The 24,837-nt window shown below is 73.9% G+C and carries 22 protein-coding genes; 16 read left to right on the top strand and 6 right to left on the bottom strand.

Annotated features, from left to right (window positions below; all coding sequences use genetic code 11):
- Positions 1-8: 8 nt before the first annotated feature.
- Together ACIBBH_RS30685 and ACIBBH_RS30690 are read right to left on the bottom strand one after the other, a co-directional pair.
- Positions 9-1,223, bottom strand: a complete 1,215-nt coding sequence (locus ACIBBH_RS30685; RefSeq protein ID WP_399410361.1) for a serine/threonine-protein kinase — start codon at positions 1,221-1,223, stop codon at positions 9-11.
- A 271-nt stretch (positions 1,224-1,494) separates the two neighbouring features.
- Positions 1,495-2,679: a permease gene (locus ACIBBH_RS30690; RefSeq protein ID WP_399410363.1), complete on the bottom strand. Its 1,185-nt coding sequence runs from the start codon at positions 2,677-2,679 to the stop codon at positions 1,495-1,497.
- A 961-nt stretch (positions 2,680-3,640) separates the two neighbouring features.
- Between ACIBBH_RS30690 and ACIBBH_RS30695 the strand changes: the two genes are divergently transcribed.
- The 4 genes from ACIBBH_RS30695 to ACIBBH_RS30710 all read left to right on the top strand — a co-directional run bounded on the left by ACIBBH_RS30695 (position 3,641) and on the right by ACIBBH_RS30710 (position 7,347).
- The gene (locus tag ACIBBH_RS30695) at positions 3,641-4,306 is read left to right on the top strand and encodes an SDR family NAD(P)-dependent oxidoreductase (RefSeq protein WP_399410169.1); all 666 of its coding nucleotides are present in this window, start codon (positions 3,641-3,643) and stop codon (positions 4,304-4,306) included.
- A 286-nt stretch (positions 4,307-4,592) separates the two neighbouring features.
- On the top strand, positions 4,593-5,369 hold the full coding sequence (locus tag ACIBBH_RS30700; RefSeq protein ID WP_399410171.1) for a restriction endonuclease: 777 nt from the start codon (positions 4,593-4,595) through the stop codon (positions 5,367-5,369).
- A 120-nt stretch (positions 5,370-5,489) separates the two neighbouring features.
- A complete protein-coding gene (locus tag ACIBBH_RS30705) occupies positions 5,490-6,974 on the top strand; it encodes a PP2C family protein-serine/threonine phosphatase (protein ID WP_399410173.1) in 1,485 nt (494 codons plus the stop codon).
- Positions 6,975-6,981: 7 nt separating this feature from the next.
- Complete coding sequence (locus ACIBBH_RS30710) at positions 6,982-7,347, top strand: STAS domain-containing protein (RefSeq protein WP_399410175.1); 366 nt, start codon at positions 6,982-6,984, stop codon at positions 7,345-7,347.
- Positions 7,348-7,489: 142 nt separating this feature from the next.
- On the opposite strand, the gene ACIBBH_RS30715 is transcribed toward ACIBBH_RS30710, so the two are convergent.
- Positions 7,490-7,663: a CsbD family protein gene (locus ACIBBH_RS30715; protein ID WP_399410177.1), complete on the bottom strand. Its 174-nt coding sequence runs from the start codon at positions 7,661-7,663 to the stop codon at positions 7,490-7,492.
- 215 nt (positions 7,664-7,878) lie between these two features.
- Here ACIBBH_RS30715 and ACIBBH_RS30720 point away from each other — a divergent pair, with 215 nt between their 5' ends.
- The 5 genes from ACIBBH_RS30720 (at position 7,879) to ACIBBH_RS30740 (ending at position 13,642) form a co-directional block, all read left to right on the top strand.
- Complete coding sequence (locus ACIBBH_RS30720) at positions 7,879-8,265, top strand: hypothetical protein (RefSeq protein ID WP_399410179.1); 387 nt, start codon at positions 7,879-7,881, stop codon at positions 8,263-8,265.
- 23 nt (positions 8,266-8,288) lie between these two features.
- On the top strand, positions 8,289-12,755 hold the full coding sequence (locus tag ACIBBH_RS30725; RefSeq protein ID WP_399410181.1) for an HAD-IC family P-type ATPase: 4,467 nt from the start codon (positions 8,289-8,291) through the stop codon (positions 12,753-12,755).
- Between the two features lie 47 nt (positions 12,756-12,802).
- A complete protein-coding gene (locus ACIBBH_RS30730) occupies positions 12,803-13,069 on the top strand; it encodes a hypothetical protein (RefSeq protein ID WP_399410183.1) in 267 nt (88 codons plus the stop codon).
- A 101-nt stretch (positions 13,070-13,170) separates the two neighbouring features.
- Positions 13,171-13,365 (top strand): DUF3553 domain-containing protein, encoded by a 195-nt coding sequence (locus ACIBBH_RS30735; protein ID WP_399410185.1) that lies wholly within the window; start codon positions 13,171-13,173, stop codon positions 13,363-13,365.
- 64 nt (positions 13,366-13,429) lie between these two features.
- Complete coding sequence (locus ACIBBH_RS30740; protein WP_399410186.1) at positions 13,430-13,642, top strand: hypothetical protein; 213 nt, start codon at positions 13,430-13,432, stop codon at positions 13,640-13,642.
- A gap of 50 nt (positions 13,643-13,692) precedes the next feature.
- Here ACIBBH_RS30740 and ACIBBH_RS30745 read toward each other — a convergent pair whose 3' ends face one another.
- Positions 13,693-14,877 (bottom strand): amidohydrolase, encoded by a 1,185-nt coding sequence (locus tag ACIBBH_RS30745; RefSeq protein ID WP_399410188.1) that lies wholly within the window; start codon positions 14,875-14,877, stop codon positions 13,693-13,695.
- Positions 14,878-15,047: 170 nt separating this feature from the next.
- Between ACIBBH_RS30745 and ACIBBH_RS30750 the strand changes: the two genes are divergently transcribed.
- Both ACIBBH_RS30750 and ACIBBH_RS30755 read left to right on the top strand, forming a co-directional pair.
- The gene (locus ACIBBH_RS30750) at positions 15,048-16,511 is read left to right on the top strand and encodes an aminotransferase class I/II-fold pyridoxal phosphate-dependent enzyme (RefSeq protein ID WP_399410190.1); all 1,464 of its coding nucleotides are present in this window, start codon (positions 15,048-15,050) and stop codon (positions 16,509-16,511) included.
- Between the two features lie 168 nt (positions 16,512-16,679).
- Positions 16,680-17,600 carry an SGNH/GDSL hydrolase family protein gene (locus ACIBBH_RS30755; protein ID WP_399410192.1) on the top strand — a complete coding sequence of 307 codons (921 nt, stop codon included), beginning with the start codon at positions 16,680-16,682 and terminating at the stop codon, positions 17,598-17,600.
- Positions 17,601-17,645: 45 nt separating this feature from the next.
- Here ACIBBH_RS30755 and ACIBBH_RS30760 read toward each other — a convergent pair whose 3' ends face one another.
- The gene (locus tag ACIBBH_RS30760; RefSeq protein ID WP_399410194.1) at positions 17,646-18,845 is read right to left on the bottom strand and encodes an acyltransferase family protein; all 1,200 of its coding nucleotides are present in this window, start codon (positions 18,843-18,845) and stop codon (positions 17,646-17,648) included.
- A 201-nt stretch (positions 18,846-19,046) separates the two neighbouring features.
- Here ACIBBH_RS30760 and rpmG point away from each other — a divergent pair, with 201 nt between their 5' ends.
- Complete coding sequence (gene rpmG, locus ACIBBH_RS30765; RefSeq protein WP_399410196.1) at positions 19,047-19,211, top strand: 50S ribosomal protein L33; 165 nt, start codon at positions 19,047-19,049, stop codon at positions 19,209-19,211.
- A gap of 62 nt (positions 19,212-19,273) precedes the next feature.
- Entirely contained in the window at positions 19,274-19,396 is a 123-nt protein-coding gene (locus ACIBBH_RS30770; protein WP_399410198.1) for a 50S ribosomal protein L36, read from the top strand.
- A 98-nt stretch (positions 19,397-19,494) separates the two neighbouring features.
- On the opposite strand, the gene ACIBBH_RS30775 is transcribed toward ACIBBH_RS30770, so the two are convergent.
- The gene (locus ACIBBH_RS30775; RefSeq protein WP_399410200.1) at positions 19,495-20,070 is read right to left on the bottom strand and encodes a hypothetical protein; all 576 of its coding nucleotides are present in this window, start codon (positions 20,068-20,070) and stop codon (positions 19,495-19,497) included.
- Positions 20,071-20,296: 226 nt separating this feature from the next.
- Here ACIBBH_RS30775 and ACIBBH_RS30780 point away from each other — a divergent pair, with 226 nt between their 5' ends.
- The 3 genes from ACIBBH_RS30780 (at position 20,297) to ACIBBH_RS30790 (ending at position 24,448) form a co-directional block, all read left to right on the top strand.
- Positions 20,297-20,737, top strand: a complete 441-nt coding sequence (locus tag ACIBBH_RS30780) for a pyridoxamine 5'-phosphate oxidase family protein (RefSeq protein WP_399410202.1) — start codon at positions 20,297-20,299, stop codon at positions 20,735-20,737.
- A 137-nt stretch (positions 20,738-20,874) separates the two neighbouring features.
- Entirely contained in the window at positions 20,875-23,259 is a 2,385-nt protein-coding gene (locus tag ACIBBH_RS30785) for a phosphoketolase (RefSeq protein ID WP_399410204.1), read from the top strand.
- A 499-nt stretch (positions 23,260-23,758) separates the two neighbouring features.
- Positions 23,759-24,448, top strand: coding sequence for a response regulator (locus ACIBBH_RS30790; RefSeq protein ID WP_399410206.1), 690 nt, complete (start codon positions 23,759-23,761; stop codon positions 24,446-24,448).
- The last annotated feature ends 389 nt before the right edge of the window (positions 24,449-24,837 follow it).

The following is a 24,837-nucleotide window of genomic DNA, read 5'->3' on the forward strand; positions in this document are numbered from 1 at the left end:
GCCCGTGGTCAGCGTTTGCCCTTGCCTCCGTGTCCGCCCGCCTTCTCGGGGCTCGGCCGGACGCCGTCGGCCGGCTTTGCGGTCTGCTCGCCGGTGGCCTGAACGGGGGAGGGCGAGGAGGCCGTGACGTCCGACGCCGGGGACGGCGAGACGGACGGCCGTGCCCTCGTGGACGGCTCGGCCTCCCGGCCGTGCGTCGAGGCCCCGGGGGAGAACCAGGCCATGCCGGCGAGCAGCGCCGCGACGAACAGGGTGGTGCCGCTCAGCAGCACGACCACGCGGGAGCGGCGCGGGAGGGAGGGGCTGCGGCGCTGGGCCGCGGCCCGGTGCACGGTTGTCGTCCAGCCCGTGTCCGCCGCCGGGGCGGGGAAGCCGGCGGCGGGGGCGGCGGGTATACGGGCGCCGGGCGCGGGTGCGGCCGGTACCGGGGCGTCCGGCCGTGCCTGCGGCAGGGGCTGCGGCGTCCCGCGCCAGGCGCCGCGCCCGAACCAGTCGGCCGCCTCCTCGGCCGAGGGCCGGTCCTCGGGCCGCTTGGCCAGGAGTCCGAGCAGGTAGTTCTCGAAGGCGGGCGGCAGTTGGACGCCGAGCCCGCGCGGCGGCAGGGGAGAGGCGTCGAGGTGCTGGTGGAGGATCGCGAGGGCGGTGTCCCCCTGGAACGGCGGCCGGCCGGTGAGCAGCTGGTAGAGCACGCAGCCCAGGGAGTACACGTCCGAGGCCGGGCCGGCGGGCCGGCCCAGGGCGCGCTCCGGAGCGAGATAGAGGCTGGTGCCGACGATCTGCCCGGTGGCGGTGAGGGCGGCACCCGGGTCGTCGAAGAAGCGGGCGATGCCGAAGTCACCGATCTTCAGCGTGCCGTCGGCGTCCAGCAGGAGGTTGGCGGGCTTGATGTCGCGGTGCACGATGCCCTGCCGGTGGGCGGCGGCGAGCCCGGCGGCCGCCTCGGCGGCGATACGGGCCACCCGTGCGGCGGGCAGGGGGCCGGAGGCGGCGAGCAGCCGGGCGAGGCTGTCGCCCTCGACCAGCTCCATCACGAGGAACAGGTGGTGCTCGTGCTCGCCGAAGTCGAGTACGCCGACCACGTTCGGGTGGCTGAGCGAGCCGGCGGTCTGTGCCTCCAGGTGGAAGCGGGAGGTGGCGGTGGGGTCGGAGCCCTGGGGCAGCAGGAGCTTCACCGCCACCGGTCTGCCGAGTGTCTCGTCGAAGGCCCGCCAGACCTCCCCCATGGCGCCCCGCCCGATCGCGTCCTGCAACCGGTATCGGCCCGCTGCCAGCACCTGTCGTCCCACCCTCTTGCCGTACGACGTCTCGACCGCCGCGCGCGGCAACTCCCCACGTGGACGGGGTGGAGGCGCCGCGGCGACCCAAGCGTAGCGGCTCCAGGGGGGCCGCTTTCCCGGTCCGCCCAGGTGGCGGCCCGCGCGCCGGCGAGGGGACCGGCGCAGCCTTGCAGGGCGGGTCGGCGTGCCGAAGCGGGCCTCGGGGAGGCTTCCGGGGTCAGTGCTGATGCCCGTGCTGCGTACGGGTGTCCTGGTGCTCGTGCCCGCTCCGCTCGGGCGATCCGCCCATCATCCGCAGCATCGCCGGCCCGCCGGTCCGCAGGAACCGCACGACCAGCGCCGCGGCGAGCAGCAGGAAGGCGATGTTGAGCCACGTCGTGTAGTTCCAGGTGACGCCTTCCTCGGGAATCGTGGCGTCGGCCTGGTCGGGGACCAGCCCCAGTCCACCGAAGGCGAACTCGACGAGATATCCGGCCACAGCCGTCGCGGCGAAGAAGGTGACCAGCAGGAAGCCGGCCATCCGGGCGCCGTAGTACTTCCGGTAGATGTTCAGGATCGGGATGATCAGCAGGTCCGCGTAGATGAAGGCGATCACGCCGCCGAAGCTGATGCCGCCCTTCCACAGCACCACCGCCAGCGGCACGTTGCCGATGGAGCAGACGAACGTGGCGACCGCCACCAGCGGTCCGACGAGCGGCCCGGTCAGTTTGGCGGCGAGCGGACGGTCCGCGAGGAAGAAGGTGTGCCAGAAGTCGTCCGGCACCCAGGCGGCTATCGCGCCCGCGATCAGCAGCCCGGCCACCAGGTCCCGCAGGATCGCCGCCCACTCCATGACGAAGATGTGCGCCACGGACGTGAAACCGTCCCGCGACAGAAGCCGGCGGGCGAAGCCGCCCTCGCCCCGCACGGACATGTCCATGGCCGCATGCCCCTCCATGGATCCGGCCAGCCCCCGCTCGGCCTGCTCGCGCGCCCGGCGCAGCAGCCGCTCGCGCAGGAAGAGCCGGAACAGCAGGGCGAGTACGACGATCATGACCGGCCCGCCGACGAACTCCGCCGCGGTGAACTGCCAGCCCATCAGCAGGGCCAGAATCACACCGAGTTCGATCACCAGGTTGGTGGAGGCGATCTCGAAGGCCATGGCCGCGGTGAAGTCGGCGCCCTTGCGGAACAGCGACCGCGCGAGTGCCACGGCCGCGTAGGAACAGGACGACGAGGCCGCGCCGAGCCCCGCGGACAGGGCGAGCGTGCGCGGCCGGTCGTCACCGAGCAGCCGTACCACCGTCGACCTGCGCACCACGGCCTGCACGACGGCGGACAGCGTGAAGCCGAGGATCAGCGCCCAGGTGACCTCCCAGGTCATCGTCCCGGCGATGGACAGCGCGTGCCCGATGGCATCCACGGGGTGCACCCTTCCGCGACGGTCGGCCGACGTCACCGAGTATTCCCCCAGGGGGTATGCCACGCACCTGCACGGCCGCCGCGTCCGGCCCCGCTTCGGAGGCGCGCTCGGGGCAGACCCCGGTGTCGACGACGATCCGGTCCACGGCGATCGCCGGATCGACCAGGTCGCGCTGCCGGGCCAGTCCTCGAGACCGGCCATGAGCCGCAGCCCGCCGGGGTTGGAGGCCGGTACGTCCATGGTGCGGCTGACGGTGTGGGCGGAGCTGGGGCGCAGGCCCTCCAGCGGCGGTTCCGCGCCGGGGCCCACGGTCCGGGCGAGCGCCGCAGCCCCGCAGTCGGCGAGGTCGCGCAGGTGCTCGCGCTCGGGCCCCAGCAGCAGCGCGGCGCGCGTCGACGACGGACGGCTGGGATCGGTCTCCCGGGCGCGTCCAGGCGGGTGCAGCAGTCGATGCCGACCCCGGCCAGGGTGGCCGCCTCCTCGCGGCGCGGGCCGGAGTCCGGCGCAGCCCGGGCCCTTCGGGGAGGCCGGCATCCGCGGGGGCCATCCGGGCGCGGCGGCGCGCGGGAAACGCCCCGGCTCGCTGCCGCCGCCGTTGCCGTGCTGCTGCTCACGCGCCACGCGCTCCAGGCTGGGCAGCCCTGTGACCAGCGGGACAGCGAGGTGGGGGCCCTGTCACACCTGGAACGCCGCTCCCCGGCACGGTCGCGGCCGGATCCGGGGGCGGTGTCCGGCCGCTGATCACACCGCGGCGGCCTCCCGCACGGCATGCCGGTGAGAGCGATGATCTCCACGACGGCGCGGTCATGGTTACCGTGGCCGCGGCGGCTCCGCGCGGGCCGGCCCCGGCGAAGCAGCCGTTCGCAGCCGCCCGCAGCCGCGCGAAGACGAGGAGGCAACCAGTGACCACCCCCGCCAGCCGTGCCCGCCGACGGCAGCCGCACGCGGCCACGGCCCCGTCATGACCGCCCTCGCCATCGTCGGAGCGGGCCCCGGCCTGGGAGCCGCCGTCGCGCGCCGGTTCGGCCGCGAGGGGTACGACGTCGCCCTCGTCGCCCGTGACCAGGGCCGCCTGGACACCCTGGCCGGGGAACTGGCCGCCGGGGGAGTCACCGCGCGCGGCTTCGCCGCCGACGTACGCGACCCGCAGTCCCTCGCGGCGGCCCTGAACGCGGCGGGCCAGGCCGTCGGACCGATCGAGATCCTGCAGTACAGCCCGGTACCGCACCAGGAGTTCATGCGTCCGGTCCTGTCGACGACGCACACCGATCTACTGGGGCCGGTCGAGTTCTCCGTCTACGGCCCGGTGGCCGCCGTACAACAGGTGCTGCCCGGCATGCGGGCCCTGGGCCGCGGCACGATCCTGTTCGTCAACGGCGGCACCGCCGTCGTCCCGCACCCCGACCGCGCGGGCACGTCGATCGCCTTCGCCGCGGAAAGTGCGTACGGCCGCCTCCTGCACGACAGGCTCGCCGCCGAGGGCATCCACGTCGCGCAGCTGATCATCCCCGGCGAGATCATCCCGGGCCACCCTCGCAAGGACCCGGCCGTGCTCGCGGAGACCCTGTGGTCGGTGCACCGGGACCGGCACGGCTTCCGGCACTTCGCCGACGACCTGGACTCCTGAGCCCGCCGCGCCCGGGCCCTGCGAGCCGGACCGTACCGGCGACCGCTGCCGCTGCCTGCGAGGCGCCTGCCGCCGGCAACAGGGCCGCGGCACCCAGGTGGTCGAAGGCTCCGGCGCCGGCCGCTCCGGCGGCGGCTGCGGTGCCCTTCAGGCCGGTGCCGGGCGGGCCGCTCGCAGCACCGGGCGGCACCACCGGCCGATCCGGCGCGGAACCGATGAACGGTGCGATCTTGGGCAGACGGCATAGGTGATCTTCACGCCCACCAGAGGGGGGAGCCTCACTGCCGTGTCCACGCCCGCGCGCGACCTCAGCCGGGCCCGCCGCCGACGCCCGTTCGACCTGCGCGCGACGGCCCTGTACTTCGCCCTGCTCGCCCTGCTCCTGTGCGCTCTGGGTCTCACCGCCCGTGCGGCGGCCGCCGCCTTCGAGCGCCGTCCGGCCTGGATCGCCGTCCTCTGCCTCGTCGGTACGGCTGCCGCCCTGGCACAGCGGCGCCGCCGGCACCGGCGTTGCGCACAGCGGGCCGCACACCGAGCCGCCGCCGCGCTCGACGCGGCGACCCGGACGGCCGTCGAGGCGTTGGAGGCGCCGCACCCTCCCGGCCACTCGCCGGTCCTACCGCCGGAGACCGTTACGGACGGTCCGCCGGCCGCGTACGACGCAGGCGGCGCCGTCGACCATGACGCCCTGGACCCCGACGAGTTCGAGCAGACGATAGCCGCGCTGTGCGAACGGGACGGGTGCTCGCCGGTGGAAGTCGTCGGCGGAGCCGGGGACCTCGGTGCCGACATCCTGGCCGTCACCCCGGACGGGCGGCGCGTCGTCATCCAGTGCAAGCGGTACGGGGCCACCAACCGGGTGGGTTCCGAGGACCTCCAGCGCTTCGGCGGCACTTGCTACACCGTCCACGAGGCTGACGTCGCGGTCGTCGTCACCACCAGCGGCTTCACCGCGCCGGCCGCCGAGTACGCCGAACTGTGCGGCATCGTCTGCGTGGACCGCCGGGCCCTGCGGGCGTGGAGCGACAACACGGGGCCGGCGCCCTGGATCTGCCAGGGCTGACCGCGGCCGGGCGGGCACGTCAGCGGTGTGTCACCGATTTGGCGCCCGCGCCGGTGATCCGTTTAGGCTGCCTCGGTCTGTGCCGCACCCGTCGGCCCCGGCGACGGAGGTGGAAGGCCGATGACCCAGCACGCCCCGGTGACCGAACCCGCCCCGGAACGGCGCCCCGAGCTGGTCCCGGACCCCGTGGTGGAGGCGCACCGCATCTCGGCGGTACGCCGCTACGACATTCTCGACACCCCGCCCGACGGGGCGTTCGACCGGGTGGCGGCGATGGCCGCCCGCCTCTTCGACGTCCCCGTGGCCACGGTCACGATCGTCGACACCGACCGCATCTGGTTCAAGGCGGCCCACGGCCTGGAGGGCGTGAAGGAGATCGGCCGGGACCCGGGCCTGTGCGGCTCGGCCGTGCTGCGCGACGACGCGCTGGTGATCCCGGACACCCTGCTCGATCCCGTCGCGATGGACAACCCACTGGTGGCCGGGGAGATGGGCGTGCGCTTCTACGCCGCCGCCCCCATCGTCACCGGCGACGGACACCGGCTCGGCACCGTCAACGTCCTCGACACCAAACCCCGCGCGATCACCGCGGAGGACACCGCCACCCTCACCGATCTCGCCGCGATCGTGATGGACGAACTGGAGCTGCGGCTGTCCGCGCTGCGCGCGCTGCGGCACGAGCAGGAGAAGCGGGAGGCCGAGAGCCGGCACGCCAAGGCCCAGCGGGAACGGGCGGAGGCCGAACGCGCGGCGCGGGAGCAGGCGGAGAGGGACAGGGCCGCCATTGCCGCGTTCGCGTCCACCCTCCAGCGCACGCTGCTGCCCCCGGCGCTCCCGGCCGTGCCCGGACTCGAACTGGCCTGCCACTACAGCACCGCCTCCGCCTACGACGTCGGCGGTGACTTCTACGACATCTTCCCCCTGGGCGGCGGACGGTGGGCGTTCTTCCTGGGTGACGTGTGCGGCAAGGGCGCCGAGGCGGCAACCGTCACCGCGCTGGCCCGGCACACGCTGCGTGCCGCGGCGCAGATCGACCCGGACCCGGTCGCCGTGCTCACCGCGCTGAACACGGTGCTGCTGACGGACGTCACCGCCGGGAGCCGCTTCTGCACCGCCGTCTTCGGCGTGCTCACCCCGCGAGAGACGGGCGCCTTCACCGTGACCGTGGCCACCGGTGGGCATCCGCCGGCCTACCACCTGCGTCCCGACGGCAGCGGCGCGGTGTGGGTGAAGGCGGTGCGCCCCAAGGGGGGCATGCTCGTAGGGGCGTTCCCGGAGGCGCAGTTCACCGAGGTCACGTTCGACCTGACGCCCGGTGAGGCCCTCCTTCTCTACACCGACGGACTGATCGAGGCCCGCGACGGCCAGGGCGCCATGCTCGGCGACGAGGGTCTGACCGGCTTCCTCCACCGGCGCACCGGCGGCATCAGCGCCGACAGTCTGGTGGAGGACACCGTCACCCTGCTCACCTCGCTGCCCGACAAGGCCGGTGACGACGTCGCCCTGCTGGCCCTGTCCGTCCCGGCCCCCGGGGCAGCCCCCGAGACGGGCACGGCCGCCACCGCCCGCACCACCGCCGCACCCGAGCACCTCGGCAAGGAGTGATGACCACGTGTCCGACGACCTTCGCCTGACCGTCCGGCACCCCCGACCAGGGCTGGCCGTCGCCGCCGTCACGGGAGCACTGGACCTGCATGCCGCCCCCATCCTGCGCGCCCATGTGCTGGACCTCATCCGGCAGGGGCGCCCGCACCTGATCCTGGACCTGGACCAGGTGGGCTTCTGCGACTCCACCGGCCTGAGCGTCATCATCGGGGTCTGGCACGCGGCCCAGGAGGCCGGCGGCTCTCTGGCACTCGCCCACGTCCCCGACCGCATGATGCGCATGCTCACGCTCACAGGCGTCGACACGCTGCTTCCCCTGCACCCGACGACCGCCGACGCGGTGTCGGCCCGGCCGACGGCGGACGCCGGCTGACCGGGGTCCGACCAGCTCTCGGCCTCGCCGACCCCCGGGATCCCGGTCAGGCCGGGGGAATGGCACCCGTACGGCAAGGTCCCCGCTCTGCGAGCGGGGACCTTGCGGGGCGTGTCTCGCTTCTCAGCGCTGGAGAGCTCGCTCAGCGCTTGAAGGCGTCCTTGATCTTCTCCTTCGCCTGACGCACGTCGCCCTTCGACTTCTTGGCCTGGCCCTCGGCCGCCAGCCCCTCGTCGTCCGTGGTGCGGCCGACGGCTTCCTTGGCCTTGCCCTTGGCCTGCTCCATCTTGGCCTTGGCCTTCTGCTCCCGGGCCATCTTCCTCACTCCAAGTCGCATTCGACGTCGGGGTCACTACACCGGGTGACCGCTGCTGGGGGACGTAAACCCCCCGTGGAGGCCGAGCACGGCAGAGTACCTTTTCATCCGATTTCCCACATCATTTCTCATTTGATGTGGTTTCTCCGATGTGATGACCCGGCATCGCGGGAACCCGGTAGCCACGGACGTGATGTACGGAGGCGAGAAGAACCATGCCTGAGCAGAAGTCGCCGGACCTTCCCCGGCCGCTGCGCACCGCGGCCTCCGCGCTGCGCAGGGTGCCCGGCGCCGGGGCGGTCGGCAAGGTCACGGAGGATGCGCTGAACAAGGTCGGCTCCGTGTCCCCGCGGGGGCGGCGTCTGGCGGTGTACACCGGCGCCGGAATCCTCGGTGTCACCGGTGCCGTGGAGTGGCCCGTAGCCCTGACCGGAGCCGCCGTGGCCTGGCTCACCCAGCCGCGGCCCCAGCACTCGGAGCCCGTGCCCGCGTCGAGCGGCAGCGGCCCCGCGAGCGGGAAACACCCGACCACGTCCGCCGGGCGGCCGGCCGCCTCGGACTGGACCACCACGGCCGTCCGACGCCGCCACGGCAGCGACTGAGGTACGAGATGGGGCTTGCGGGAATGATGCGTCCCTCGACCGCGGTCGGGCTCGTCCTGGCCGGTCCCCGGCTGCTGGCCCGGGGGGCCGCGCCCGCGGTGGGCCTGGCCGCCGGGGCGGCCGCGGCGACGGCACGGGCGGGTGTACGCGGCGCCGACAGCACGGCACGGGTCGCACGGGTCCTGCGGAACGCGCTGCCGGGCGACACCGGTCAGTGGCGGTCGGGCAAGCGGGCCCACCTCGCGCTGCGGCCGGCCGGGACCGGGCACGCCCGGCTGGAGGACGAGGCCCGGCAGGCGGCACGGGCGGCCCGGAAGGTGGCCGCCGCGCTGGCCGAACACCCCGACGTGGCGCTCGCCTACTGGGACGGCGGGCTGGCGCGGCTGGTGGTGGCCGCGACCGACGAGGCCTTCACCGACGGGGTGGTGGAGCGGGCCACCGCGCTTGCCGAACGGCACGGCCTGGTGCCCATGGAGGACCCGGCGGAGGATTTCGCCCATCCCGGCGACCCGGCCGCCGTACGGACCGCGGCGGCGGCCCTGGCGGCCGACGCGCTGGGCACCGCCGCCGCGCTCACCGGGTCCATGCTGCCGCTGCCGCCCCCGCCCAAGGCGGTGACCGCGACGGTGACGCTGCTGCGCGAGAACCCGCGCTTCCGGTCCTGGCTCGCCGGTCGCCTCGGCCGGTCCGGGATGGACCTGGTGCTCGCCGCGACCAACGCGGTCACCCACGCCGTCGACCGCACGCCGACCGCCCTCGTACTCGACGGGGTGCTGCGCGCCTGCGAGCTGGCGGAACGGGTGGCGCGCGCGGCCGCGTTCGACGCCGAGCACGACCGGCTGTGCGGGCCCGAACGCGTCAGTGTGGCCGCCGACCACTTCCCGCGCCCGTCGCTGCGGACCGTGCCGTACCAGCAGTACGCCGCCCACGCCTCCGTCGGCAGCGTACTCGGCGCCGCGGTGACGGAACTGGTCAAGCACGACATCAACGAGGCGGCGGAGGCGGTGCTCGCCGGCTCGCCCAAGGCCGCCCGCTACGGCCCCGCCGCCTTCCACTCCGTCCTGAGCGGCGCCCTGGCCCGTCAGGGCGTGCTGGTGCGGGAGCCCCGGCGACTGCGGGAACTGGAGACGGCGGACACCCTCGTCCTGCACCACAGCGCACTGCGCACACCCGGCTCCGACGCGGACCCGTGGTGCGAGGCCGTTCTCGACGCAGCCCGGCACGCGGGGCTGCGCGTGGTCATGACCGACGACCCGGCCCTGGCCGACCTCAGCGGCCTCGCCGACCAGGTCCTCGACGGCGACCGGCCCTGGGGCGAGGTGGTGGCCGACCTGCGTGACGGAAGCGAACACCGCACCGTCGTCACGGTCGCCCGGCCCGCCTCGGCCGACGACACCGACGTGCTCGCCGGACTGCTCGGCGGAGACGTGGCCGTCGCCCTCACCGACCACGACGGCGCCGTCGTCTGGGGCGCGGACGTGCTGGCCGCGCACGGGCTGACCGACGTGTGGCGCTTGCTGACCGCGATCCCGGCCGCGCGCGGGGTCGGCCGCAGGTCGCAGATCCTGGCCCGCTCCGGCGCCGTCCTGTCCGGTCTGCTCGTGGCCGTCGGCGAGTCCCGGCGTTCCGCCTCCTCGCCGCTGCCCGGCCTGCGGCACGCCCCGGTCGACGCGGCTGCGGCCACGTCCCTGCTGAGCGGCACGCGGGCGGCCCTCCGGGTGGCCGCGGCCCGCCCGCCGCATCCCCGCCCCCGTGTCGCCTGGCACGCCCTGGAGCCCGAGGAGGTCCAGGAGCGGCTGGCACGCGAGACGCCACCCCAGCCCGCCGTCGCCGAGCGGACGGCCGGCCGGGGGCGCACCGTGGCGCGGGCCGCCCGCCGGCACCCCGTGTTCGGACCCCTGCTCGCCCCGACGCACGGATCGGTGCAGCTCGCCCGCGCCGTACGCAGGGAACTCGACGATCCGCTCACGCCGGTGCTCGCCGTCGGCTCGGCCGCCTCGGCGATCCTCGGCTCCGCCGTGGACGCCCTGCTGGTCGTCGGGGCGCTCGATCTGAACGCCCTGATCGGCGGCGTCCAACGGCTGCGGGCGGAGCGTGCGCTGTCCGGACTGCTGGCCGAACAGAAGCAGAAGGCGCGCCTCAGCCGCCCCGACCGGCAGCCCGGGGAACCCGACGAGGCCGCGCCGGACGAGGCACGGACCGTGGACGCCGCCGAACTGCGCCCGGGCGACGTCATCGAACTCGCCGCCGACTACGTCGTACCCGCCGACGCCCGCCTGCTGTGGGAGGACGGCCTGGAGGTCGACGAGTCCGCGCTGACCGGCGAGTCCCTGCCCGTGGACAAACACATCGATCCCACCCCGCGGGCCGCCGTCGCCGACCGCCGCTGCATGGTCTTCGAGGGGACGACCGTGGTGGCCGGTCATGCCCGGGCCGTCGTGGTGCACACCGGCGACCGCACCGAGGCCGCCCGCGCCGTCCACCTCGCCGCACGCAAGCCCCCGGCCGCCGGGGTGCAGGCCAGGCTCCAGGAACTCACCCGCAAGGCGCTGCCGTTGACGCTCGCGGGCGGCGCCGCGGTGACCGGGCTGTCCCTGCTGCGCGGCGCCCCCATCCGCCGGGCGGTCAGCGGCGGGGTCTCGGTGGCCGTCGCCGCGGTTCCCGAGGGGCTGCCGCTGGTGGCCACGGTTGCCCAGCTCGCCGCCGCCCGTCGGCTCAGCCGCCGCGGTGTCCTGGTCCGCACCCCGCGCACGCTGGAGGCGCTGGGCCGGATGGACACGCTCTGCTTCGACAAGACCGGCACGCTCACCGAGAACCGGCTGCGCCTGGTACAGGTGGCCGACGCCGGCGGTACGGTCCGTCCGGCCGACCACCCGGAGTCCGCCGACACCCTGCGGATCGCCGCCCGGGCCTGTCCCCGCCTGAACGGCGACGGGGAGGCCAGGCCCGCCCATGCCACCGACGAGGCGGTGCTGGACGCGGCCGGACCCGACCCGGACTGGGTGCAGACCGAGGGCCGCCCGTTCGAGCCCGGACGCGGCTACGCCGCCGCCATCGGCTTCGCCGCGGACGGAACCCGCGTGCTCGTGGTCAAGGGCGCCCCGGAAACCGTGCTGCCCGCCTGCGCCGACCTGCCGTCCAAGGCCTCCGACGCGGCCCACGCGCTGACCGGCGACGCGCTGCGCGTCCTGGCGGTGGCGCACCGCCCGCTGGGCGCGGACGAGGCGGCCGCGGACGCCCTCGACCAGGCCCTCGAAGGGCTCCGCTTCACCGGCCTGCTGGCGCTGTCCGACGTGCCGAGGGAGAATTCCAGCGCCCTCGTCCAGGAGCTGCGGCAGACGGGCGTACGACCCGTCATGCTCACCGGCGACCACCCGCAGACCGCCCGGGCGATCGCCCTCGAACTGGGCTGGCCCGAGGACACGGCCGTCGTCACCGGCGACGAGCTGGCCGCCGCCGACCGTTCGGAACGCGCCCGGATCCTGCGGGACGCGGACGTCGTCGCCCGGGTCGCGCCCGAGCAGAAGCTCCTGGTCGTCGAGGCGTTGCGGGACGCGGGCCGGGTGGTCGGCATGGTCGGTGACGGCGCCAACGACGCCGCGGCCATCCGGGCCGCCGACATCGGGGTGGGCATCAAGGCCCGCGGCTCGGCAGCCGCCCGCAACGCCGCCGACATCGTCCTCACCTACGGCGACCTGTCCGTGCTGACCGAAGCGGTGGCCGAGGGCCGCGCCCTGTGGCGCTGCGTCGCCGACGCCATCGCCATCCTCATCGGCGGCAACGCGGGCGAGGTCGGCTTCGGCATCCTCGGCACCCTGCTGTCCGGGTCGGCCCCGCTCTCCACCCGCCAGATGCTCCTGGTGAACCTTTTCACGGACCTGTTCCCGGCGATGGCGGTGGCGGTCACCCCGCACGAGGAGGGCCAGGACGAGGCTTCCGCGACGGGTGGCGCGCCCGACGGACAGCTGGTCACCTCTCTCCTCGGCAAACCCCTGCTCCGCCAGATCCGCCACCGTGCCCTGACCACCTGCCTGGGCGCGACCACCGCCTGGCTGATCGGCCGTTTCACCCCGGGCACGGCCCGCCGCTCCACCACCATGGCCCTGTGCGCCGTGGTCGGCACGCAGCTGGCCCAGACCCTCGCCGACCGACGGGACAGCCCGCTGGTCCGGGTGACGGCGCTCGGCTCCGCGGCGGCCCTGGTCGCCCTGGTCCAGACCCCGGGCGTCAGCCACTTCTTCGGCTGCACCCCCCTCGGCCCGCTCGGCTGGGCGGGCGTGGCCGCGGCCATCACGCTCGCGGTGTTCGGACAGCGGGCGCTGCCGCAGGTGGAACGCGCCGTGCTGCGCTGGTGGCGGTCGTCCGCCGCCCGGCCCGAGTCACCGGCCGCGGGCACGCCCCAGCGGATCGCTGACACGGCACGGCGGGCCTGGGAGACACTCGACCACGCCCTCTCCGGCACGGCTGCCGCGGCGGCCGGAGCGAGGTAGTACCGCCGTCCACCGGGTTGTCAGTGGCGGATGCGAGGCTGCCCCGCATGGATGAGCAGGAGTTCATGCGGGGCCGGGTGTACGGTGCCGACCACGACGACGCCGGCCCCCGCCCCCACCACACCTACGTGCAACTCGTCGGCGGCCCGCTGGACGGGTTGCTGCTGGACGTCACCGACCGCTCCGGCCACACACCGGGCGAGCCGGTGGCCCTGGTGACGGAGATGGGCCGCTACGGCCCCGGCGGCCGCGCCCTGTACGCTCCCCGGCCCGGCGACGGCTCCCGTTACGACTGGCACGGCGACGCACCCTAGGTCGACATGGCCCGGGCGTATACCGAGACGACCCGCTGCCGACGCCGGTCCTCCTCGGCTACTTCGGCGAGGAGTACGAGGGTCCGTGCGGCAACTGCGACGTGTGCGAGGCGGTCGGCGCCCGCATGCGGCACGCCGAGTGGGGTGAGGGGACGGTACCGGGCGAGGACTCCGACCGCATCACCGTGCTCTTCGACCAGGCCGGCTACCGCACGCTGTCCCTGGAGGCGCTGGACGGCCGCGACGACCTGCTCACCGTGGTGCGTGGTCGGGGCGGGGACCCGTCGGCCGGCTGATCCCGTTTCCCGGCCCGTGCCGGAGGGAACTCGCACAGGCCCCACAGCGAGCGGAGGTACGGAGATGAGCGGCGAGAAACCCCGGAAAGACAGGTATACGCGGGCCCGCGACCAGGACGAACCGGGTGCGCACTCCGGCGCCGAGAGCCAGGCCCGGGAGCGCACGATACCGGGCACGGCGAGCGCCAAGGAGGGCTACCAGACGGAGCGTGGTACCACCGCGGGCAAGCCGCTGGAAGGCGTCGAGACAGAGGTCGAGACAGAGGAGGACGGGTAAGGACGGGAGCCGGAGGCCGGCGCCGACCGGGCCACGGCCCCCGGCCCGGCTCACCGCTCCGCCGCGGCACGGTGCCGCGCCCACGCCTCCTCCCGCAGTCCCGGGCACAGCAGTACGTCCGCCGCGGTGCACGCCAGTGCCTCCGTCGAGGCGAGAAGCACCTCGCGCGCCCGCTCGGAGGCGGCGGCCTCGGCGAACTCGACGGTGTGGTCCGATCCGTCCTCCTCCATGATCGCGACGAACGGGTGGATCGCGGGCACCCGCGTACTGACGTTGCCGATGTCCGACGACCCCAGATACACGCCGGGCACGGGCGGCGTCAGCGCGATACCGGCCCGGGACAGGTGCCCGGCGAACCGGTCGGACAGTACGTCGCTGTCGCGGAAGTGGTCGTAGCGGACCGTGGCCCGCTCCACCTCGGCCCGGGTGCCGGTGGCACGGGCGACGCCCTCCGCGCACTCCCGCAGCCGCCCGGTCAGCTCGTCCAGGGCCCGGCTGGTGGCCGCCCGCAGCCCGAACCGCCCCTCCGCGTACTCGGGGACGATGTTGGTGGCCGTGCCGCCGTGGGTGACGATGCCCTGCACGTGCGAGGCCTCCGGCAGGCGCCGGCCCAGCACGGCGAGGACGTTGAACAGCTCGATCAGGGCGGCCAGCGCGTCGATGCCCTCGGTGGGGCTGCCCGTGGGATGGGCGGCGCGGCCGTGGAAGGCCACCCGGTACTGCACCTGCGCGGTCAGCGGCGCCCGCCGCCAGTTGTACACCCCCGGGTGGAACATCAGAGCCGCGTCGACGCCGTCGAACACCCCGGCGTCCACCTCGGTCGCCTTCCCGCCGCCGCCTTCCTCGGCGGGCGTACCCACGGCCAGCACGCAACCGGCGGAGCCGCCCAGCACGGCGTGCACCGCGAGCGCCGCGCCCAGCCCTGCGGCAGCGATGAGATTGTGGCCGCAGGCGTGGCCGAGCCCGGGCAGGGCGTCGTACTCGAGCAGCAGCGCCACTGCGGGACGGCCGTGCCCCGAGCGGGCGCTGAACGCGGTCGGCATCCCCGCCACGCCGCGATCGACCGCGAAGCCGGCGCGCTCCAGTTCGCCGGTCAGCAGGGCCGCCGCCCGGTGCTCGGCGAAGGCGTACTCGGGATCGGCGTGCAGCCGCAGGGCCACGTCCCACAGCGCCCCGGCCCGGCCGGCCACCTCCTTGCGGATGTCCTCGTGGACGTCGTCCAGCGCGCGGGCCACGCGGCCTCCTCGGTGTCGGTGCTGTCGGGCGTACCGCGACGGGTTCCACCGTCCGGGTGCCGCGACACCCACCGGGTTTCGACCCCCGGGCCCGGTGCTACACGGTCGGTGTGCCCGGACGGCCGGGCACCGCTCGTGCCGTGGACCGGGGGACCGACGTGGGAGGAACGATGGATCATTCGCGGGTGCCCGTGCTGGAGGCGCTGCAGGAGTTCCGGCGCCGGGGCGATGTGGCCTACGGCCCGCCCGGACACAAGCAGGGCCGCGGCGTGGATCCGCGGGTGGCGGAGATCGTCGGGATCGACGTGTTCCGCTCCGACGTCCTCTCCCTCAACGGTCTTGACGACCGCCGCCAGTCCCAGGGCGTCCTCAGCCAGGCGCAGGAGCTGATGGCGGACGCGGTCGGCGCCGAACATGCGTTCTTCTCCACCTGTGGCAGCTCCCTGTCGGTCAAGACCGCCATGCTGGCCGTGGCCGGCCCGGGCGAGAAGCTGCTGCTGTCCCGCAACGCGCACAAGTCCGTGGTCGCGGCCGTCGTCGTCAACGGGGTCGAGCCGATCTGGGTGCACCCCGAGTTCGACACCGAGCGCCACATCGCCCACCCGCCGGAGCCCGACGACGTACGCCGCCGCCTCCAGGAACACCCCGACGCCAAGGGCATGTTGCTGATCACGCCCACCGACTGGGGGACCTGCGCCGACATCGGGGGCGTGGCCCGGGTGTGCCACGAGTTCGACGTCCCCCTCATCGTCGACGAGGCCTGGGGCGCCCACCTTCCCTTCCACCCCGGGTTGCCGGCGTGGGGCATGGACGCCGAGGCCGACCTGGTCGTCACCAGCGTGCACAAGATGGGCGGCGCCATCGAGCAGAGCTCCGTCTTCCACCTTCAGTACGACCGGGTGTCGCCGGAGGCCCTCAAGCAGCGGGAGGATCTGCTCGGCACCACCAGCGCCTCCTCCCTGGTGTACGCCACCCTCGACGGCTGGCGCCGCCACATGGTCGAGCACGGGCACGAGCTCCTGGACGCCGCGCTGCACCGCGCGGAACGGATCCGCATGGCGGCCGGCGACCTGCCGGGCCTGCGGCCGATGGGCCAGGAGGTCGTCGAGGAAGGCCTCGCCGCCTCCTTCGACCCGCTGAAGATCGTGATCGACGTACGACAGCTCGGCATCAGCGGCATGCAGGCCGCCGAGTGGCTGCGGGCCCACCGGCACGTCGACGTCGGCGGCTCCGACACCTGTCGCATCAGCGCCTCCATCACCCACGCCGACGACGACGAGACCGAGAAGATCCTGCTGGACGCCCTGCGCGCCCTCGTCGACGGCGCCGACTCCATCGAACGGCAGCCGTCGGTCCACCTGCCCGAGCCCTCGGCCCTCGAACTGGAACAGGCCATGCTGCCGCGCGAGGCCTTCTTCGCCGAGGCGGAACACGTGCCCGCCGAGCGCGCCGCGGGCCGGATCGCCGCCGAGATGATCAGCCCCTACCCTCCGGGTGTGCCCGTGGTGGCCCCCGGCGAGGTGATCACCGACGAAGTCCTCGACTACCTGCGCAGCGGCGTGGAACACGGGGTGCTGATCCCGGACGCGGCCGATCCCTCGGTACGGACGGTGCGCGTGGTGGCGCGGCACTGAGGATTCTTTCCAAGCCGTCGCGTCAACTCTCCGCCAAGACCTGCCACTTGGCTCCTGCCTCTGGATCCGGAGGCATACCGAACGGTATACAGGCCCCCGTTGAACGTGCGAGGGCCGCAGTCTCGGTTCGGCTCCGCGCGACCTTCGGGTCCCAGGGGGAGGAGTTCCATGGCGGACGACAGGCAAGCGGGTGGGGCGGCGAGACGCGGTCGGCGTGCGGTGGCGATAGGGGCGGCGTTCGGCGGTTGCCTCCTCGTCGCCGCTTCCACAACGCCCGCCGCGGCCGGCCAAGTCGGCGGACACGGCCGCGACACGCGGTACGTGTCCCTGGGCGACTCCTACACGTCGGGGCCTGTCATCCCGCGGCAGGTGGACGCGAACTGCGCTCGCTCGGACCACAATTACCCCTCGATCCTGGCGGCGGACCGAGAGGTGACGGCCTTCAAGGACGTGAGCTGCGGCGGAGCGACGACCGAGCACATGTGGAAGTCCCAGGGCACCAACGCCCCCCAGCTGGACGCGCTGCAACGGGACACCGATCTGGTGACGGTCCAGATCGGCGGCAACGACATCGGCTTCGGCTCCATCATCGGCACCTGCGCCCGCCTCAGTTCCCAGGACCCGGCGGGAAACCCGTGCGAGCGCTACTACGCCTCCTCCGGGGTCGACCAGTTGGCGGTGAACATCGTGCGGACCGCCCCGAAGGTCGACCGTGTGCTGCGGACCGTGCACGCCAGGGCGCCGCACGCACGGGTGCTCGTCGTCGGCTACCCGGATCTCCTCCCCGACGACGGCAGCGGCTGTTACCCCTCCGTCCCGTTCGCGGCGGAGGACTTCCCCTACCTGCGGGACACCGGCAAACGGCTGAACCTGATGCTGCGTCTGGTGGCCGCGTGGAACCACGCCGAGTACGCCGACACCTACGGCCCCACGCGCGGCCACGACATGTGCACAGCACCCGCGGACCGCTGGATCGAACCACTGCAGCCGGCCTCGCCCGCTGCCCCCGCCCACCCGAACGCCACGGGCGAGGAAGCCATGGCGCGTGCCGTGCTCGCCCGCCTGGGCCAGGGGCGCGGACGCGGTTGAGCGACGGCGGGGTCCGCAGCCGCGCCGCACGCCTTCGCGCCTGCTTCAGTCGGTCCCCGCGGCCGCAGTGTCGCGGGCGGGGCGAGCAGGCTGCGGCTGGGGGGACGGTGACGGCTGCCGGGGACGGGAGAGACGGCAGGTGCGCAGGAGCAGCCGTCTCGCGGGAACCTCCACCGCCTCGTACAGCACCCAGGACAGTCCGAGGGACACGGTGAACACCAGGACGGTGACGGCCAGGCCCCCTGCTACGCCGAAGTGGGGGGACTTGCCGAGCAGGCTGGTGCCGGCTCGCAGCACCAGGAGATGGACCATGTAGAAGGCGAACGACAGTTCCCCCAGCCGTACCAGCCGTCGGTGCCGCCACAGCGAGGGCAGGCCGTGCAGGTCCGCGACGGCCGCCGCGGGGATGAGCAGGGCGAAGCCGACGATGGTGCAGGGCGTGGCCGGGTACCCCGCGGTGACCTGGGGAACGAGGAAGTAGCCGATGATCGCCAGGCCGAGCGAGGCCTCCAGGCCGGGACCTCGCCACCGTCCGAGGACCACCAGCCGGGCGACGGCGGTTCCGAGGACGAACTCGGGCAGGCGGGCGGCGGGGAGGGAATTGATCGGCTGGCCCAGCCAGTGGTGTGCGTCCGCCCGGGCCAGGACCAGTGTCGTCAGCACCGACACCCCGGCCAGCACCGCCGAGCCGCGGGCGCCGAGACGGCGCAGCAGGAGGGCCAGCAGCGGGAAGGTGGCGTAGAAGAAGGCCTCGCAGGCGAGCGACCAGCTGACCGGGTTCAGCGTCTGCCACCACGGGTGCCACCAGGAGTGCACCAGCAGGAGATCGGCCAGTCCCTGGCGCAGCGTCGGCCGCGCCTGGTGGGCCAGTGTGTATGCCATGAGCAGGGCGATCGCGATGGTGACCAGGTGCACCGGGTAGATGCGGGCGACGCGCCGCCACCAGAAGCCGAGCGCACGGTCGTTCGGGCGTGCGGACCACGTCAGTACGAATCCGGACAGCACGAAGAAGAACGACACTCCGCTGGCTCCGGCCCCGAAGGCCCAGTCCACGATGCGGCCGCCGTCGCCTCCGAAATAGCCGAAGTTGCGGACGTGCAGTCCGAAGACCAGCAATGCGGCCACCCAGCGCAGCCCGGTCAGGGAAGGGAGCGAGGGCACCGAGGCGGGCGGTGGGATCCTGGTGGTGGATCTGGTGGCCGGGGTGGCGGGCGGCGTGCGGGGCGCTTCGGTCGCCGTCGTCATCGAGTCACCTGTCGGGGAATGTTCACGCGGGGCATGAAAGGGAAGGTTGCCCATTCATCACCTTTCATTCCGTTCTCATGCGAAACATCACACCGCTGCCGACAAAGAGGCCGGGAATGCGACGCGCGGCCCCGTGGTTGGGGCCTGTAGCTGACATGCGCGGGACAAGATCGAGTGTGCGGTGGAAGTGAGGAGGACCTCATGGCACGCAACACCGCGCGCCCTGTCGTCAGGCTGAAGTCGACGGCCGGAACCGGCGTCACCTACGTGACGCGCAAGAACCGTCTCAACGACCCCGACCGGCTCGTCCTGCGCAAGTACGACCCGGCCGCGGGAAAGCACGTCCTGTTCCGCGAGGAACGCTGAACCACACCGGTGCCTCGCGCCTCGAGGACACCGCCGGCACGGAGCAACGGGAGAAGATCGTCATGAAGGTGCGCGCATCGCTGCGTTCGCTGAAGTCGAAGCCCGGCTCACAGGTGGTTCGCCGCCGGGGAGTGACCTTCGTCGTCAACAGGAAGAACCCGCGCCGCAAGGCACGCCAGGGCTGAGCGGCGTCCACCGGCAAGACGGGCCGGCCCGGCCCCGCGCATCGCGGGGCCGGCCGAGCCACTGAAAGACCGTCGTTCGCTGATCGTTCCGTGTCGCCTCAGCCGGTCTTGTGCCCCCACTGGGGGCCGACCCGGTCCCACTCCCTGCCCCAGGCGTCGATACGCCGCCGGTCGAGCCAGTGGCGTCCCGCGGCGCCGAGCCCGAAGGCCGCGCCGGCCAGGGCCAGGGCCGCCGCGCCGCCGTAGATGCTCGCCTCGGCCGTCGCCTCCGTACCGCTGCGCGGCTGCGACCTCAGGTGACCCCGCGTGTCCGTCCACACCGTGACGCGGGTTCCGGCGTCCTGGCCGGACCGCACCGGGGTGCGGCCGATGTGGGAGGAGCCGTCGGGTGCTGTCCAGCGGACCTCGCCGGTGATCCGGTCACCGCTGCCTGCGCCTTGCCCGACGGTCTGCGGCACGTCCACGAGGAGCACGGCACGCACCGGCCGGCGTTCGGCACGCTCTCGGGCGAACTCGTCGGCGGCGGCCCGCGCGGTCACCAGGCCCACTACCGCGCCGCCCACCGCGACGATCAGCCAGACCGCGAGCAGGACCCACGCCTCGACCACGTCGTCGCGCCGGCGCAGGGGATTGCCGCGCCACCGCCACAGCATGCTCCTCGTCGTCCCCGGCATCGGTCCCGGCCTCCTCCTCGATCGCGTGTGCAACACACTGCCGGATCGGGGCATGGGCCGGCTTGGGCCGAGCAGGCGCCATCGCGGGGCCGGTCGGCCCCCTCTCGTGGCGGGCCCGGGAGAGGGCCTCTCTCCGGGCGCGCGGGGACCGATGGGCCCTCACCCGGTGCCGGACATGGCCGAACAATGGAGCGATACCGCTCCATAGGCGAAAGACGGACTGGCCATGTATCCCAACGACGGTTTCCGCGAACTCGACCGGCAGGAATGTCTGCGCCGGCTCACGAGGGTGCCGGTCGGCCGCGTCGTCCACACGCGCCACGCCCTGCCCGCGGTGCTGCCGGTCAACTTCTGCCTGGACGGCGACGGCGCGGTGCTGCTGCGCACTTCGGCGGAGTCCGAGCTGGCCCGCGCGGTCCACGACGCGGTGGTCGCCTTCGAGGTGGACGAGGTCGACGCGGCCAGGAGTTCGGGGTGGAGCGTCGTCGTCACCGGCCGGGCGACGGTGGTGACCGACCCCGCCGAGCAGGAGCGGCTGGCGCGGATCGGTCCGCGCTCCTGGGCGCCGTCTCCCCGGGAGGTGTTCGTGCGCATTCACCCGGAGCTGGTCACCGGGCGGGAGCTCGTCGGCGGGCAGACCCTGTACGGGGTGCACCTCGCGCCGTGAGCCCGGGCCGCGCAGGGCGGCTCGGCCCGGGACGTGGACCGAACGGCCCTGTCGGCCCCCGGCCGTCCCCCGGAGGGTGGTGCTGTGCCCCGGCACGCGTCACGCCCCCGATCGCCGTCCGATCCGGAAGGAACCCCATGTCCGTCGACACGCAGCAGGCCTCCGCCGGGCTCACGGACGAGGAGCTCGCCACCCTGGACGCCCACTGGCGCGCCGCGAACTACCTCTCCGTGGGCCAGATCTACCTCATGGCCAACCCCCTGCTGACCGAACCGCTGCGCCCGGAGCACGTCAAGCCGCGCCTGCTCGGCCACTGGGGCACCTCACCCGGCCTCAACCTGGTCCACACCCACCTCAACCGCGTCATCAAGGCGCGCGACCTGAACGCGCTGTGCGTCTGGGGCCCCGGCCACGGCGGCCCGGCCGTCCTGGCGAACTCCTGGCTGGAGGGCAGCTACGGCGAGACCTACCCGGACGTCACACGGGACGCGGCCGGCATGGCACGGCTGTTCAAGCAGTTCTCCTTCCCCGGCGGGGTGCCCAGCCACGTCGCCCCCGAGACCCCGGGCTCGATCCACGAAGGCGGTGAGCTCGGCTACTCCCTCTCGCACGCCTACGGCGCGGCGCTGGACAACCCCGGTCTCCTGGTCACCTGCGTGATCGGCGACGGCGAGGCGGAGACCGGGCCGCTGGCCGCCTCCTGGCACTCGAACAAGTTCCTCGACCCGGTCCACGACGGCGCCGTCCTGCCGATCCTCCACCTCAACGGCTACAAGATCGCCAACCCGGCGGTGCTGTCCCGGCTGCCCGCCACCGAACTCGACGATCTCCTCAAGGGCTACGGACACGAACCCGTCCACGTCACCGGCGACGACCCGGCCGCCGTCCACCGCGCGATGGCCGACGCCATGGACACCGCCGTCGACCGCATCACCGCCCTCCAGCGCGCCGCCCGCGAGGACGGCGTCACCGGCCGGCCCCGCTGGCCGGTGATCGTGCTGCGCACCCCGAAGGGCTGGACCGGCCCGAAAGAGGTCGACGGCCTGCCCGTGGAGGGCACCTGGCGCTCCCACCAGGTGCCGCTGGCCGCCGTACGGGACAACCCGGAGCACCTGCGGCAGCTGGAGCGGTGGCTGCGCTCGTACCGGCCCGAGGAACTGTTCGACGAGCGCGGCGCCCCGCGCCCCGACGTCCTGGCCTGCGTCCCGCAGGGCACCCGCCGGCTCGGCGCGCCCCCGCACGCCAACGGCGGACTGCTGCTGCGCGCACTGCCGCTGCCCCCGCTGCAGCGCCACGCCGTCGAGGTCGACAAGCCGGGCGCCACCCTGCACGAGCCGACCCGCGTCCTCGGTGAGATGCTCCAGGACGTCATGGCGGCCACCGCCGACCGCCGCGACTTCCGCCTCGTCGGCCCCGACGAGACCGCCTCCAACCGCCTCCAGGCCGTTTACGAGGCCAGCGGCAAGGCCTGGCAGGCCGAAACGCTGCCGGTGGACGAACACCTCGACCCGCACGGCCGGGTGATGGAGATCCTGTCCGAACACACCTGCCAGGGCTGGCTGGAGGGCTACCTCCTCACCGGACGGCACGGGCTGTTCTCCTGCTACGAGGCCTTCGTCCACATCGTCGACTCCATGGCCAACCAGCACATCAAGTGGCTGCGCACCACCCGCCGTCTGCCCTGGCGCGCGCCCATCGCCTCCCTGAACTACCTGCTGACCTCGCATGTGTGGCGGCAGGATCACAACGGCTTCTCCCACCAGGACCCCGGCTTCGTCGACCACATCCTCAACAAGAGCCCCGAGGCGGTCCGGGTCTACCTGCCGCCGGACGCCAACACCCTGCTGTCGGTGGCCGACCACGCGCTGCGCAGCCGCGACTACGTGAACGTGGTCGTCGCGGGCAAGCAGCCCTGCTTCGACTGGCTCTCGATCGAGCAGGCGAAGGCCCACTGCGCGCGCGGCGCCGGGATCTGGGAGTGGGCCGGCACCGAGGACGGCTCCCGCCAGCCGGACGTGGTGCTCGGCTGCGCGGGCGACGTGCCCACCCTGGAGGTGCTGGCCGCCGCCCAGTTGCTGCGCCGGCACCTGCCCGAGCTGGCCGTGCGGGTGGTGAACGTCGTCGACATCGCCCGGCTGCTGCCGAGCGAGGAACATCCGCACGGGATGAGCGACTTCGAGTACGACGGGCTGTTCACCGCCGACAAGCCGGTGATCTTCGCCTACCACGGCTATCCGTGGCTTATCCACCGCCTGGCCTACCGCCGCACCGGCCACCGCAACCTGCACGTACGCGGCTACAAGGAGATCGGCACCACGACCACGCCGTTCGACATGGTCGTCCGCAACGATCTCGACCGCTACCGCCTGGTCATGGACGTCATCGACCGAGTCCCCGGCCTGGCGGTGCGCGCCGCGGCCGTACGCCAGCGCATGGCGGACGCGCGGCAGCGCCACGACGCCTGGATCCGCGAGCACGGCACGGACCTGCCCGAGGTGGCCGACTGGTCCTGGGACGGCTGAACGGGCCTGCGACAAGGACGTTCGGCCCCGCGAGCCGGGCCCGCCGGCCCCTCGGAGCGCGGCTGTCGCTGCGGGAGATTGAGAGCGCAACGAGCGGTCGGAGGCGGGTACGACGTAGTCGGCGGCCACCTGGGGGCTGGGCCGCCTGTGGGCGCGGCTGCCGTTAGTGAGCCGCAACCGCTGGCTCCGGTGACGGTCCCTCGTCCCAGCCCGGGGCATCACCGCACCCGCGGTGGTGCCCCGGGCCGTGGTGTGCCGGTCGGCCGTCCGCCGGTCCACGACCCGCCAGGCCCCGGACGGGATCGTCCGCGTCACCAGCATCGGCCCCGCACGAGGCCGACCGCGAGCACGCCGGTCGGCCCGGGACCGGACCCGGCTGATCGCGGAGGTGGGTCCAGTGCGGGGGGAGTGCCCGAAGAAGGGCCGACCGGCCCTGTCCGTGCGTCCGGTGACGGGGAAGGATCCCGATGAGAACCGAACACGTGACAAGGAGCTACCAATGGCGGACCGCGAGCAGGCCGGCCCCGACACCTCGATCCGGGTCTTCCTTCTCGACGACCACGAGGTGGTACGGCGCGGGGTGCACGACCTGCTGAACGACGAACCGGACATCACGGTGGTCGGTGAGGCCGCCACCGTCGAGCAGGCCCTGGTCCGCGTGCCCGCCCTGCGCCCGGACGTGGCCGTCCTCGACGTCCGCCTGCCGGACGGCGACGGCGTGACCGTCTGCCGGGAGCTGCGCTCGCGCATGCCGGAGCTGGCCTGCCTGATGCTGACCTCGTTCGACGACGAGGAGGCGCTGCTGGACTCGATCATGGCGGGTGCGTCGGGGTACGTCCTGAAGCAGATCCAGGGCTCGGACCTGGTCTCGGCGGTGCGCACCGTGGCCCGCGGCCAGTCGCTGCTGGACCCGAGCGCCACCACCAGACTCATGGCCCGGCTGCGGGGCGGGGAGCAGCAGGAGGAGCCGGACGCCCTGCCCGGCCTGACCGAGCGGGAGCGGGAGATCCTCGCCCTGATCGGCGAGGGCCTGACCAACCGCCAGATCGGCCAGCGGCTGTACCTCGCCGAGAAGACGGTCAAGAACCACATCTCCCGCCTGCTCGCCAAGCTCGGCGTCGAACGCCGCATCCAGGCCGCTGTCATCGCCACCCAGGCCCAGGACCGGCTGCGCGCCGAAGGACGCTGACGGCGGCCCGCCGAGCGCGGCTGCGCCCCAGCGGGGCATGCCGGTGGGCGGTCCTCGGACGGGGGCGTCCGGCTCCTCAGGAGGAGGCAGCCGGATATCCGGGACCAGTTCCGCGTGCGCGGCGCCGCGCACGCGCAGTTTCCCCCGCCCGGACGGCCGCATTCCACCACCGTGGCCGACGACCCGGGCCCGGGGGACGCCGCCCTCGCCCACGAGCCCGAGGTCGTCCCGCCCACGAAGCAGACGCCGGCTGACCGAACGCACCGGTGTGCCGCCGCCCGAGGGGGCGCAGCGATGCGCTCGCGGTGGTGTCCACCGCCGTGATCCCGTATCGCCCCCTTGCCCGGCCCGCTACCGTGACAGATGAGTGGGGGCGGCGGCAGGCATGG

Source organism: Streptomyces sp. NPDC051636 (genome assembly GCF_044453765.1).
GTDB lineage: Bacteria > Actinomycetota > Actinomycetes > Streptomycetales > Streptomycetaceae > Streptomyces.

Bases quoted from the DNA above. Each gene is read 5' to 3' on its own strand.
- ACIBBH_RS30685 (WP_399410361.1), bottom strand. From the start codon at position 1,223: ATGGGGGAGGTCTGGCGGGCCTTCGACGAGACACTCGGCAGACCGGTG.
- ACIBBH_RS30695 (WP_399410169.1), top strand. From the start codon at position 3,641: ATGACCGCCCTCGCCATCGTCGGAGCGGGCCCCGGCCTGGGAGCCGCC.
- ACIBBH_RS30705 (WP_399410173.1), top strand. From the start codon at position 5,490: ATGACCCAGCACGCCCCGGTGACCGAACCCGCCCCGGAACGGCGCCCC.
- ACIBBH_RS30715 (WP_399410177.1), bottom strand. From the start codon at position 7,663: ATGGCCCGGGAGCAGAAGGCCAAGGCCAAGATGGAGCAGGCCAAGGGC.
- ACIBBH_RS30720 (WP_399410179.1), top strand. From the start codon at position 7,879: ATGCCTGAGCAGAAGTCGCCGGACCTTCCCCGGCCGCTGCGCACCGCG.
- ACIBBH_RS30725 (WP_399410181.1), top strand. From the start codon at position 8,289: ATGATGCGTCCCTCGACCGCGGTCGGGCTCGTCCTGGCCGGTCCCCGG.
- ACIBBH_RS30730 (WP_399410183.1), top strand. From the start codon at position 12,803: ATGGATGAGCAGGAGTTCATGCGGGGCCGGGTGTACGGTGCCGACCAC.
- ACIBBH_RS30740 (WP_399410186.1), top strand. From the start codon at position 13,430: ATGAGCGGCGAGAAACCCCGGAAAGACAGGTATACGCGGGCCCGCGAC.
- ACIBBH_RS30750 (WP_399410190.1), top strand. From the start codon at position 15,048: ATGGATCATTCGCGGGTGCCCGTGCTGGAGGCGCTGCAGGAGTTCCGG.
- ACIBBH_RS30755 (WP_399410192.1), top strand. From the start codon at position 16,680: ATGGCGGACGACAGGCAAGCGGGTGGGGCGGCGAGACGCGGTCGGCGT.
- ACIBBH_RS30760 (WP_399410194.1), bottom strand. From the start codon at position 18,845: ATGACGACGGCGACCGAAGCGCCCCGCACGCCGCCCGCCACCCCGGCC.
- rpmG (WP_399410196.1), top strand. From the start codon at position 19,047: ATGGCACGCAACACCGCGCGCCCTGTCGTCAGGCTGAAGTCGACGGCC.
- ACIBBH_RS30770 (WP_399410198.1), top strand. From the start codon at position 19,274: ATGAAGGTGCGCGCATCGCTGCGTTCGCTGAAGTCGAAGCCCGGCTCA.
- ACIBBH_RS30775 (WP_399410200.1), bottom strand. From the start codon at position 20,070: ATGCCGGGGACGACGAGGAGCATGCTGTGGCGGTGGCGCGGCAATCCC.
- ACIBBH_RS30780 (WP_399410202.1), top strand. From the start codon at position 20,297: ATGTATCCCAACGACGGTTTCCGCGAACTCGACCGGCAGGAATGTCTG.
- ACIBBH_RS30785 (WP_399410204.1), top strand. From the start codon at position 20,875: ATGTCCGTCGACACGCAGCAGGCCTCCGCCGGGCTCACGGACGAGGAG.
- ACIBBH_RS30790 (WP_399410206.1), top strand. From the start codon at position 23,759: ATGGCGGACCGCGAGCAGGCCGGCCCCGACACCTCGATCCGGGTCTTC.